This window comes from Bradyrhizobium sp. SRS-191, from assembly GCF_024586915.1.
GTDB lineage: Bacteria > Pseudomonadota > Alphaproteobacteria > Rhizobiales > Xanthobacteraceae > Bradyrhizobium.
Genome location: NZ_JANBVS010000011.1, coordinates 221,612 through 233,564 on the forward strand (window position 1 = coordinate 221,612; position 11,953 = coordinate 233,564).

9 protein-coding genes are annotated in these 11,953 nt (G+C 66.6%); 5 read left to right on the plus strand and 4 right to left on the minus strand.

The annotated features are described in order from the left end of the window. Positions 1-102 precede the first annotated feature (102 nt). The 3 genes from prfB to NLR35_RS20975 all read left to right on the plus strand — a co-directional run bounded on the left by prfB (position 103) and on the right by NLR35_RS20975 (position 3,128). Positions 103-1,237 (plus strand): peptide chain release factor 2 gene (gene prfB, locus NLR35_RS20965; protein WP_257168418.1). Its coding sequence is split into 2 segments (ribosomal slippage): positions 103-171 and positions 173-1,237, totalling 1,134 coding nucleotides; the frame shifts between segments, so codons are not numbered across the junction. Positions 1,238-1,240: 3 nt separating this feature from the next. Then, positions 1,241-2,116 (plus strand): NAD(P)-dependent oxidoreductase, encoded by an 876-nt coding sequence (locus NLR35_RS20970; protein WP_257168419.1) that lies wholly within the window; start codon positions 1,241-1,243, stop codon positions 2,114-2,116. A gap of 118 nt (positions 2,117-2,234) precedes the next feature. After that, entirely contained in the window at positions 2,235-3,128 is an 894-nt protein-coding gene (locus tag NLR35_RS20975; RefSeq protein ID WP_374940840.1) for a DMT family transporter, read from the plus strand. A gap of 6 nt (positions 3,129-3,134) precedes the next feature. On the opposite strand, the gene upp is transcribed toward NLR35_RS20975, so the two are convergent. Together upp and NLR35_RS20985 are read right to left on the minus strand one after the other, a co-directional pair. Next, positions 3,135-3,770 (minus strand): uracil phosphoribosyltransferase, encoded by a 636-nt coding sequence (upp, locus tag NLR35_RS20980; protein ID WP_257168421.1) that lies wholly within the window; start codon positions 3,768-3,770, stop codon positions 3,135-3,137. Between the two features lie 48 nt (positions 3,771-3,818). Continuing rightward, the gene (locus tag NLR35_RS20985; protein ID WP_257168422.1) at positions 3,819-5,543 is read right to left on the minus strand and encodes a cation:proton antiporter; all 1,725 of its coding nucleotides are present in this window, start codon (positions 5,541-5,543) and stop codon (positions 3,819-3,821) included. A gap of 25 nt (positions 5,544-5,568) precedes the next feature. Here NLR35_RS20985 and NLR35_RS20990 point away from each other — a divergent pair, with 25 nt between their 5' ends. Continuing rightward, a complete protein-coding gene (locus tag NLR35_RS20990) occupies positions 5,569-6,111 on the plus strand; it encodes a DUF3124 domain-containing protein (RefSeq protein WP_257168423.1) in 543 nt (180 codons plus the stop codon). A gap of 12 nt (positions 6,112-6,123) precedes the next feature. On the opposite strand, the gene NLR35_RS20995 is transcribed toward NLR35_RS20990, so the two are convergent. Continuing rightward, positions 6,124-8,274, minus strand: coding sequence for a methyl-accepting chemotaxis protein (locus tag NLR35_RS20995; RefSeq protein ID WP_257168424.1), 2,151 nt, complete (start codon positions 8,272-8,274; stop codon positions 6,124-6,126). 901 nt (positions 8,275-9,175) lie between these two features. Between NLR35_RS20995 and NLR35_RS21000 the strand changes: the two genes are divergently transcribed. Next, the gene (locus NLR35_RS21000; protein WP_257168425.1) at positions 9,176-10,417 is read left to right on the plus strand and encodes a LysM peptidoglycan-binding domain-containing protein; all 1,242 of its coding nucleotides are present in this window, start codon (positions 9,176-9,178) and stop codon (positions 10,415-10,417) included. A 37-nt stretch (positions 10,418-10,454) separates the two neighbouring features. Here NLR35_RS21000 and NLR35_RS21005 read toward each other — a convergent pair whose 3' ends face one another. Further along, positions 10,455-11,894: a PLP-dependent aminotransferase family protein gene (locus NLR35_RS21005; protein ID WP_257168426.1), complete on the minus strand. Its 1,440-nt coding sequence runs from the start codon at positions 11,892-11,894 to the stop codon at positions 10,455-10,457. Positions 11,895-11,953 lie beyond the last annotated feature (59 nt).

Sequence of the window (11,953 nt, forward strand, 5' to 3'; positions counted from 1 at the left end):
GCGCGACGGCGCGGTGCAGGCGATTGCGCTTTGCACCGCGCGCCGCTACATCCCCTGTCGAACATGACGCTGCGGTTTCGGCCGTAGCCCGAAGAGAGCCATATGCGCGCCGAAATCGAAAAAATCGTAGAAGAGATCAAGCAGTCGGTCGGGCTGCTGAGGAGGCATCTTTGACGTCGAGACATCGACGGCAAGGCTGGCCGAGCTGAACAAGCTCGCCGAAGATCCCAATCTCTGGAACGATCCCCAAAAAGCTCAGCGCCTGATGCAGGAGCGGACCTCTCTTGAGGATTCGCTCACCGGCATCGGCAAGGTGGAGCGTGAGCTCAACGACAACATCGACATGATCGAACTCGGCGAGGCCGAGAACGATGCCGGCGTGGTCGCTGAAGCCGAGAATGCGCTCAAAGACCTCAAGAAGGAAGTCGCGCGGCGCGAGCTCGAGGCGCTGCTGTCCGGCGAGGCCGATAAGTTCGACACCTATCTGGAGGTTCACGCCGGTGCTGGCGGCACCGAGAGCCAGGACTGGGCCTCGATGCTGCTGCGCATGTACACGCGCTGGGCCGAGACTCATGGTTTCAAGGTCGAGTTTCTCGAAGAATCGCTCGGTGAAGAGGCCGGTATCAAGTCGGCGACCATCCAGATCTCCGGCCACAATGCCTATGGCTGGCTCAAGACGGAAGCCGGCGTGCATCGCCTGGTCCGTATCTCGCCGTTCGATTCGAATGCGCGCCGCCACACCTCGTTCTCGTCGGTCCAGATTTTCCCCGTGATCGACGACAGCATCAAGATCGACATCAAGGAGTCCGACGTTCGCGTTGACACCATGCGGTCGGGCGGCGCCGGCGGCCAGCACGTCAACAAGACCGAATCGGCGGTCCGCCTGACCCATATCCCGACCGGCGTTGCGGTGGTCTGTCAGGCCGGCCGATCCCAGCACAAGAACCGTGCGCAGGCATGGGACATGCTCCGTGCGCGCCTGTACGAGATCGAGCTGAAGAAGCGCGAGGAGAAGGCGGCTGCCGACCAGGCCGCCAAGACCGAGATCGGCTGGGGCCATCAGATCCGCTCCTACGTGCTGCAGCCCTATCAGATGGTGAAAGACCTCCGCACGGGCGTGCAGACCTCCGATACTTCGGGCGTGCTCAACGGCGATCTCGACGAGTTCATGGCGGCGACCCTGGCGCAGCGCGCGTTCGGCACCACGCCGGGGGCTGCGATCGAGGACGTGGACTAGCCGGTGGCGCGCGTCGCGTTCATCGGGCTCGGGCGGATGGGGCATGGCATGGCCGGCCGCTATCTCGAGGCCGGCTATTCGGTGGCGGTCTGGAATCGCAGCAAGGCCAAGGCCGAGGATTTGATCGCGCGCGGCGTGCGCTGGTCGACGTCACCGGCTGATGCAGCGATCGATGCCGATGCGGTCGTCACCATGGTCGCCGATGACGAGGCCTCGCGCGCGGTCTGGCTCGGGCCGGACGGCGCTGCGGCGACGATGCGGGTCGGCACGATTGCGATCGAATGCTCGACGGTCTCGCGCGATCATGCATTGCGGCTGTCGCGCGAGCTGAACGCCCGTGGCGTGACCTATCTCGATTGCCCGGTGACGGGGCTGCCCGATGCGGCCGCCGGCGGCAAGCTGACCCTGCTGGTCGGCGCCGATGCTGCCGATCTCGAACGGGCGCGGCCGTATCTGACGCCGATCGGCTCCACCATCCGCCATTTCGGCCCGGTCGGCGCCGGTACCGTCTACAAGCTGATCAACAACCTGCTCGGCGCGATGCAGATCGCGGGCCTGGCGGAGGGGCTTGCGATCGCCGAGCAGGCGGGGCTCGACATGGCCCTTGTGCTCGAGGCGATCCAGAGCGGCGTCGCGGCGAGCCCGCAGGTGCTGCGCCACGCGCCCCGCATGATTGCGCGCAACTTCGCCGACGCGAGCTTCACGGCGGCGCTTCGCCACAAGGACGCGGCCTATGCGTTGCGGCTGGCTGAGGAGCTGCTGGGCGAGCGTCCCGTGATGGCGCAGGCCGCAGTGGATGCCTATGCCCGGGCAAAAGCGGCGATGCCTGACGAAGACGAAGGCCGCATGATCGAGCTGGTCTCGCGGCGGAAGGCCTGAACCTCGGCGGCGAACCTCTGCACCGACGGAAAGCGGGTGGACAGTCTGTGGCGGCCGCTGCAACGATCACGCGACCTTCGAACGGCGGCGGGCGATAATGGGACTCCCTAACGACAGGATGGATCCACGCGATTGGTCGCTGCTCGGCCTGCTATCGCTGCTGTGGAGCGGCTCCTTCATCTTCAATGGCCTGGCCTTGAAGGAGCTGCCGCCGCTGACGCTGGTGCTGTTGCGCATCGCGCTGGCGGCCGCGATCCTGCTGCCCATCCTGCGCCTGCGCGGGCTCGGCTTCCCCAAGGGGATCGCCGGGTGGCGGCCCTATTTTGCGGTCGCGCTGTTCAACAATGTCGTGCCGTTCTGCCTCATCGTCATCGGCCAGACCTACATCACATCGGGTCTCGCCGCGGTTCTCAACGCCACGACGCCGCTGTTCACGATCGCGGTGATGGCGGCCGCGGGTGAGGAAGGGCTCTCCGCGCGCCGCGTCGCCGGTCTGATCGTGGGTCTCGTCGGCGTCGTGATCCTGCGGGCTGGGCCGGGGATGGATGGCGCCGGCTACGGCATTCTGTTCGGTCTCGGCGCGTCGCTGAGCTATGGCATTGCCGCCTTGCTGGTGCGGCGCCATCTCGCCAACTCGCCGCCGCTTGCCACCGCCACGTTCCAACTGTGCGCCTCGAGCGTGATGATGCTCGTGATCGCAGGGGTGGTCGACCAGCCCTGGCGCCTGCCGATGCCCGGCCTGCAGACCTGGCTCGCGATCTCTGCCCTCGCGGCGCTGTCGACGGCCTTCGCCTACATCGTGTTCTTTCAGGTTCTGCGCCGGTCCGGCGCAACCAACGTGACCCTCGTGACTCTGCTGATCCCGCTGACGACGATCCTGCTCGGATATCTGGTGCTCGGCGAGACCATTTCGCTGCGGGAGATCCTTGGTGCGCTGGTGATCGGGAGCGCGCTGCTGGTGATCGACGGACGCGTCTTCAATATTCTGCGACTCGCGCCACGCGCCTCCTGACTTTTCCTACTTCGTCCCGAACATCCGGTCGCCGGCATCGCCGAGGCCCGGCACGATATAAGCGTGGTCGTTGAGCTTCTCGTCGATCGCGGCGGTCCAGATCGGGATGTCCGGGTGCTCCTTCTCGAACCGGGCGATGCCCTCCGGAGCCGCCAGCAGGCAGACGAAGCGGATGTCGCGGGCGCCGCGCGCCTTCAGCAATTCGGCCGCGGCGCAGGCGGAGTTGCCGGTCGCGAGCATCGGGTCCATCAGGATCACGGTGCGGTCTGACAGATCCTGCGGCGCCTTGAAGTAGTACTCGACAGCCTGCAGCGTGTTCGGGTCGCGATACAGGCCGATATGGGCGATGCGCGCCGATGGCATCAGCGCCAGCATGCCGTCGAGAAAGCCGACGCCGGCGCGCAGGATTGGCGCCAGGGTCAGCTTCTTGCCTGCGATCTTCGGCGCCTTCATCGCCGCGATCGGTGTCTCGATGTCGACCAGCTCGATCGGCAGGTCGCGCGTGACCTCGTAGGCCAGGAGCATGCCGATCTCGTTGAGCAGCTCGCGGAAACCCTTGGTGGAGCGGTCGCGCTCGCGCATCAAGGTGAGTTTGTGCTGAACCAGCGGGTGATCGACGACGTGGACGTGGCTATTGGTCATTGCATTGCATCTGGCGGGTCTGGAGTGATTGAAAAGAGCTGAGGCGCGTCACGGCAGCACCTCGCGGCGGTCGGCCAGCATGGCTTCGGCCTGGCTGCGCCGCTCTGACAACAGGCCCGCGCTCGCGTCCTGGATCAGATTGAGCAGCACCTGCGCATCGCTGAGCCGCGGCACCGTCACGTAATCCGCGCCGGCATCGTAGAGATCGTTGACGTCAGCGAGCAGGTCGGCGGTCGCGACGATCTTGGCTGACGCGTTGATGCTGCGGACGTGCCGCACCAGCTTCTCGTTATTGGCGCCCTTGAGCAGCGAGTCCGGAATGCTGAGGATGATCAGCTCGGCCTGGCCGACTCCGGCATGAATGAGCGTGTCGACATTACTGATGTCGCCATAGGTGACCTGGATGCCGCGATCGGAGAGCGTGCGGAACACCACCGGATTGAAGTCGACGACGCCGATCTGCTCCAGAAGCGCGGGCTCATTACGCTCGATCTCGCTGAGAAGGGCGCTGGCGGTGCGGAAGAAGCCGAGCAGCACGATCGGCCGGCCGGCATGGCCGCCCTCGTGGCCGGCTTCGCCGTCTTTGCCGGCATCGAGGTCGTGCAGGCCGACGCGCTTCAGAAGCGGGATCGTTCGCCGCACGATCGGATCGGAGCGCACGATGACGAAGGTCGAGAGCACCGCCAGCAGCACGAAGGCGAACGACGCCGCGCTCGAGGTGCCGGTCTTCAGATGTCCGGCGGCGGCGCCGGTCTGGATGACCACCAGCGAGAACTCGCTGATCTGGGCCAGGTTGAGCGCGGGCAGGAGACTCGCGCGCAGGCCCTGCCTCATCATGTAGAGCGGCGTGAAGGTGGTGAGCAGCCGGCTCGCCACCGTGAATAGCGCGATCACCAGCGCCAGCCCGACCACCGGCAGCGTCGGGATCGGGATGGTCATGCCGAGCGCGACGAAGAACAGCGTGATGAAGAAATCCCGCAACGTCGTCACCTTCGCGGTGACGTCGAGCGCATAAGGGAAGGTCGACAGCGAGACGCCGGCGATCAGCGAGCCCATCTCGCGCGAGAGGTGCAGCCGTTCGGCGATCTCGCCGATCAGGAAGCACCAGGCCAGCGCGCCGAGCAGGATCAGCTCGGGGGTTCGCGCGATGCGGTGGAACACCGGCGGCAGCACATAGCGGCTGAGCAGCAGCGCGATCGCGACCAGCGCGCCGGCGCGGGCGAAGGACAGCAGGATCACCCCGAAATGCAGGTCGTCGAGGCTCGGCTGCACCGCCAGAAACAGGATGGCGAATACGTCCTGCAGCACCAGCACGCCGAGCGTGATCCGGCCGGGCAGGGTGTCCAACTCGCGCTTCTCGTACAGCACCTTGACGATGATCACGGTCGAGGACAGCGCGCAGGCCACGCAGAGATAGAGCGCATCATAGCTCTCGGCGCCCATCCGCATGCCGATGGCGACGAAGAACAGGATGCCGAGCGCGGCACCGCCCAGAAGCTGAACGCCGCCGGCGATGAGGATCACCGGCCCGGCGCGGATGATCTTCTTCAGGTCGATCTCGAGCCCGATCATGAACAGCATGAAGATCAGGCCGAGCTCGGAAATCACCGAGATCGATTCCTGGGACTTGACCCAGCCGGTGCCGAAGGGGCCAATGGCGAAGCCCGCGACCAGATAAGCGAGAATCGAGGGCTGGCGCCAACGATGCGCCGCCAGTCCAAGCACCCATGCAAACAGGATGCAGAGCGTGATGTCGCCGATCAGTTCATGCATGAAGCAACCCCCGGGGCGGCAACTTATGTCGCGCCGCCGCACAAGGAAACCCGCAATCTGTCACATCGGGACGGCGCTCCTGGCGCTGTGGCTCGCGGGTGGCGCGGCACGGGCCGCCGACAGCGTCACGGCCGCCTTCGCGAGCTCGCTGACCGCGGTTCCGGCCGAGGCGGCGACCGTGACGGGCGCGGTCTATGTCCCCGTCTATTCCAGCGTCGCGATGACGCCCGGCAGGATCCAGGCCGACTTCTCGGTCACCTTGAGCATCCACAACGCCTCCGAGCAGCGGCCGCTGATCATCAGGCGCATCAACTATTACGACACGGCCGGCGCGCTGGTCGAAGCCCATCTGCCTGCGCCGGTCGCCTTGAAGCCGTTCGCGACGATCGAGATCTTCGTTCCGACCAAGGACACCCGCGGCGGGACGGGCGCCAATTTCGTGGTCGACTGGGCCGCGACCGGCGAGATCGCCGAGCCCGTGGTCGAGGCGCTGATGGTCGGCGGCATCGGCGCCGGCCATTACGCCTTCATCAGCCAGGGCCGCCCGATCCGGCAGATCGGGCGCTGAGAGCGCAGCGGCTCAGGCCGCGCGGACGTTGCTGAGGAACCGGTTGACCTCCTGTCGCAGCCGGTCGCTCTCCTGAGACAGCGACTGCGCCGCCGACAACACGTTGCCGGAGGCCGAGCCGGTCTGGGCTGCGCCTTGCTGGACGTCAACGATGTTGGTGTTGACCTCGGTGGTGCCGCGCGACGCCTCCTGGATGTTGCGCGAGATCTCCTGCGTCGCGGCGCCCTGCTGCTCGACGGCCGCGGCGATGGTCGAGGAGATTTCCGACAGCCGCTCGATCGTCGTGCTGATCTCCTTGATCGCCGAGACCGATTCCTGGGTGGCCGACTGGATGCCCGAGATCTGCTGGGCGATCTCGCCCGTGGCCTTCGAGGTCTGCTCGGCGAGCGCCTTGACCTCGGATGCGACCACCGCGAAACCGCGGCCGGCATCGCCGGCGCGCGCCGCCTCGATCGTCGCGTTCAACGCGAGCAGGTTGGTCTGGCCGGCGATGGTGTTGATCAGCTCGACGACATCGCCGATCCGTGCGGCCGCCTTCGACAGCTCGTTGACGCGGTCATTGGTGACCCGGGCCTGTTCGACGGCGCCTGTGGCCATTCTGGCCGATTCCTGGACCTGACGGCTGATCTCGGTGACGGAGGAGGTCAGCTCCTCCGTGGCCGAGGCGACCGACTGGACGTTGGTCGACGCCTGCTCGGATGCAGCCGCCACGGTGGTGGCCAGCTGCTGGGATCGCGCTGCGTTCGAGGACAGCGTGCCCGCCGACGTCTCGAGCTGCGACGAAGCCGCCGACACGGTTTGCACGATGCCGCCGATCGCGCCTTCGAACTCGCTTGCAAGCTGGTTCATCCCTGCCTTGCGCTTGACCTCGGCCGTGCGCTGCACCGCCTTCACTTCCTCGCTGTTGAAGCGGACGATGGACTGCACCGTCTGCAGATTGCGCAGCGCATCGCCGACCTCGTCATCGCGCTCCACCGGAATGCGATTGTCGAGCTTGCCCCCGGTGATGTTCTGCATCGCCTCGTTCAGGACGCCGACCGGCCGCAGCACCGCGCGGATGGTCTGCAGGCTGAACAGCGCGCCGAGCCCGATGCCGGCCAGGATCAATGCTGCGACGAGCCCGAACACGACTTCGTACTGACCTTCCGCTTCCTCGTAGAGTCGCTTGGCTTCCTTGACCTGGATGGCGACGAGCTTTTCGAGCTCGTGTTTTGACGCCTCGAACAGATCATGTCCCTTGGTGGCGATATGCTCGCTCGCCTCGTCGAACTTGCGCTGCTGAAGCATGGCCAGTGCGGGCTTGATGCCTTCCTCGAGATACGCCTTGCGCTTGATCGCGTAGGCGTCGGCGACCGTCTTCTCTTCCGGCGTCAGATAGCTCGCCATGTAGTCGGCCCAGAGCTTCGAAATGCGCGCGCTATTTTCGTCGACCAGCGTGCCGATCCCGTCGATCGGCCTGCCGGCCTTGCCGTTGGTCGCTGCCGATTGCTGCGACGACATGTTGTGCAGGCTCCGGTCGCTGATCTCGAACAGCTGGGCCAGCGGCACAGTGCGGTCCTCATACATCGACTTCAGGCCGGCATTGCTGGACCGGGTGGACAGCAGGCCCGCCCCACCGATGATCAGCATGAAGAGGCTGAGCACCGCGGCAAGCGTCGTCAGCCGCGCCTTCAGCGTGCCGGTGAAGAATGACAGCCGGTCGAACACCGAGCGGTGTCGGATGACGCCGGCGCTGATCGTGTAGTCCTGCGCTTTGTTCTGGTTGAGCAGGCCATAGACCTTCTCGGCTTCGGCGCGCTGGTCGGCCGGGAGCTTGGTCCGGATCGAGGTGTAGCCGGTGATCTCGCCGTTCTCGCGAATGGCGGAGGCGGTCGCCAGCACCCAGTAGAAGTCACCGTTCTTGCGGCGGTTCTTGACCGCGCCGGCCCACGGCTTGCCCTGCTTCAGGGTGTCCCAGAGATTTTCGAACGCCGCCGGCGGCATGTCGGGATGGCGGATGATGTTGTGCGGCTGGCCCATCAGCTCGTCGGGCGTGAAGCCGGCTGCATCGACAAACTGATCGTTGAAATAGGTCAGCCTGCCCTTGAGATCGGTGCGTGAGACAATCAGCGTCTCGTCCGTGATCGGATATTCAGTGGTCGTGACCGGCAGATTCTTGCGCACGCGTCGTGGTCTCCAGTTGCATCATTGCATTCGGATTCGGAATTCCCACCCTGGAACTGCGCTAGAGAGCCACCGATCGTTAAAACTTGCGTAAAGCCCGGGCACCGTATGACTACGCGTTGTGCATGAGGGGCCAGCGTGGCTGCGATCGCACGGCCGGTAATATGCACGTCAGGATGCATAGCTTCGTCCCGCGGCGCGCTGGCGCCCGGGTCTTTCGGTAGCGAGCCCTCGCAAACCGAGGGCGCGGGGAATGCCGGGTGAAGGCCTCACCCATGGCCCGCCTGCAGTAAGAAAAGCAGGCGGCAGTCACCACAGGTTCAGCCGATCGACCCGGCATTCCCCGCGCGATAGTTTTAACGGCTTATACGCGATCTCCCCGGGGACCGGGCTGTCTTGCCCCCGTCATCCGCGCCGTGCATTTCGCACCGTCGACGGACTTGACCTCAGCATCGGGAGGTCAGGACCACGCGACTTCGCCGTCCGCGCAACGATGCCCGTCATGCACCGCCACCGCGTCCACCGCATCCCGCCCCAACGTCCGTGACGACGCGTACGCCCCTCGCAACGAGGCAGGATGGGCGGATCATACATGAATTCTGGAAAAGCGAAAGAGAAAAGTTTGGTGTGCGCGTCGATCTCTTCCGAAATCCGGAAGCCCCCGGCGTGTCGTCGTATGAGGCCTGATTGGGCTCCACGGCCTCACCGGCAGATCCTGCGCGGTGCCCGACGCCTGCGCGTTGCCCGACGCGCCGAAGTCACACTCGAGGAGGTTGGGCGGCTCGATGGATGATCCAGGCAGCCGAGCAATGGCATTCCGCCCCGCATGATGTTATGAGCAAAGGAAGATTCCCGCTGACGGAGCCGTCGTCTCCGCGCTCGCACAGGGACGGATCACCGCATGAGCATCGGAAAAGGCGGACGATTGATCTGGGGGGGCGGCGCTGTTGCGGCGCTCGCGATCGCAGGCGTAGCCATCGCGGTCGCGCACGGCTTCGGTCTCGATTTCTCGATCTTCAAGCGTGACGGGACGTCTGCGAGCCAGGATGCCGCGGTCGTGCCGAGCTCTCCGACAGCCGGTGCGCCCGCTGCTCCGCAGCACGCCAGCGTGGCCGAGCCGCGTACGGCGGACAAAGGCGGCGCGAGCCAGACCGCGGCCGCGCTGGCGTCAGCGCAACAGCAGGCGAGCGGGCTGGCTGCGCTGCTGGCGCCGGTGGCGCCGCCGGCGGCGGAGAGCGACGGGCCGTCGTTCGATGTGGTCAGCGTGGAGCCAACGGGCGACACCGTCGTTGCGGGTCGTGCCGCGCCAGGCGCGACCGTCGAGTTGTTGCGCAATGGCGAGCCGCATGCGCGGGTGGTCGCCGATCGCTCGGGTCAATTCTCGATGGTGCCGCCGCCGCTGCCCGCCGGGACGTTCGATCTGACCTTGCGGGCCAAGCAGTCGGATGGCCGCGAGATGTCGTCCAAGCAGAGCGTGGCGGTGGTGGTCGAGGCTAGCAAGCGGCCGGCGACGGTCGCGGTGATCGCGCCGGACCAGCCGACGCGCGTGCTGTCGAAGCCGGCCGCCTCGGCGCCGCTGGCGGTTGCGGTCGACGCGGTCGACTTCGAGCCGAACGGCCATCTGCGCGTCAGCGGCCGTGCCCGGCCCGGGGCGACCGTGCGGATCTATCTCAACGACCGCCTCGTCAGCACGGCGACGGCCGCTGCGGATGGCCGCGTCGCGACGACCATCAAGGATGCCGCCTGGGCCGGCAAGGACCGGCTGCGGTTCGACGAGGTCGATGCCAAGAGCGGCGCCGTTCAGGCGCGCGCGGAGGTGCCGTTGAACGTGCCGGACGCGCTGACCACGGCCGCGCTGCCTGCCGCCGCGGCCCAGGGGCAGGGAAGCGGCGGTGCTCCCGGCGCGCGCACGCAGCTCGCATCGGCATCGCCGGCCGACCTCAAGGACGTTGCCGCGTCACCCGCGCGCAGCGGCGCCAGGACGATCACCGTGTCGCGCGGCGACAGCCTGTGGCACATCAGCCGCCGTCTCCTCGGCGAAGGCACGCGCTATGCGGTCATCTACCGCGCCAACCGTGAGCAGATCCGCCGGCCGGATCTGATCTATCCCGGCCAGGTGTTCGTGCTGCCGGCCAAGCGATAGGGCATTGCCAGAGCCACCCAAAGACCGTCCTGGACACCTACGTAAGTAGCTCGTGTGCCAGCTCGCCGAGACGGGCGACGCTGCGCTCGATCCGCGCGTCCCAATCATGGCTGCAGCTCAGTCGCAGGCAGTTGCGATAGCCTGATGTCGCCGTGAACAGACCGCCGGGCACGAAGCAGATGCGCTCGCGGATGGCGCTGACATAGAGTGCGTCGGAGTTGAACTGCTCCGGCAGCTCCAGCCACAGCACGAAGCCGCCCTTGGGGTCGGTCATCCGTGTGTCCGTTGGGAAGCTGCGGTCGACCACGCGGCGCATGCGGTCGACGTTGTCGGCGAACGCCTTGCGGATGCGGCGCAGATGGGCGTCGTAGCCGCCGGACTTGAGAAAGTCGGCCATCGCCTTTTGCGGCAAGGCCGCGCCGCTCAGCGACAGCGCGAATTTTGCCGCGAGAATTTCATCGTGACGGCGGTTGGCGGCGAGCCAGCCGATGCGATAACCCGGCGCGATGGTCTTCGAGAACGAGCTGCACAGGATGATGTCGGCGTTCGGTCCGATCGCGGCGAACGGGCGCGGCCGGTCGTCGCCGAAACTGATGTCGCCGTAGATGTCGTCCTCGATCAGCGGCACGCCGTGGCGCGTGAGCACGCGGATGATCGCAGCCTTCCTCGCATCGTCGGTGCGCGTGCCCAGCGGATTGTTGAAGCTCGAGGCGAAAAGGCAGGCGGCGACGCGACGTGTGCCGAGCGCTTTGTCGAGCGCGGCGACGTCGACGCCGCTGGCAGGATCCGTCGGCAGCTCGAGCGCGCGCAGGCCGCGGGCCTCGAGCACCTGCAGCAGGCCGAAATAGGTCGGGGATTCGATCGCGACCGTGTCGCCCGGCTTCGTTGTGACGCCGAGCGCGATGTTCAGCGCCTCGGTGCAGCCATTGGTGATGAGCACGCCATCGGGCGGCACCGCGTGCCCGAGCCGCAGGGCACGCTCGGAGATCTGGCCGCGCAGCTCGGCATCGCCATGCGGATCGGCGTAGATGTTGTAGTGGCGGCCATGGACGCGGGCACAGCGGGCGAGGTGGCGGTCCAGCCGCTCGGCCGCGAGCAGACTTGCGCTCGGGAGGGCGCAGCCGAGCGGCGCGTAGGACGGGTCGCCGGCGTAGGAGAGCACGCTGAACACGGGACTTGATACGGCGACCGGCCTGGCCCGTTGCGGCGGCTGCGACGCGGTCGGCAGCGCGCGCTGCCGGTGGCTCCGCTGCGTGACGTAGAAGCCGGATTTCGGCCGGGCCTCCAGCACGCCGCGATCCTCCAGCAGGCGATAGGCCTGCACCGCCGTCGTCAGGCTGACCTGATGCTGGGACGCGAAGGCGCGTACCGAGGGCGCGCGCATGCCCGGACGCAGCACACCGGCATCGACAAGGGCCGTGACGCGGGCTGCAAGGTCTTCGTAGAGCGGCGGGGAGGAGGAGGTGCGCTGGTCCATACAGATCATCCAATCGCAAATCTGTACCGGTGACAATCGGGGTCGTTTGTATCTGTCAT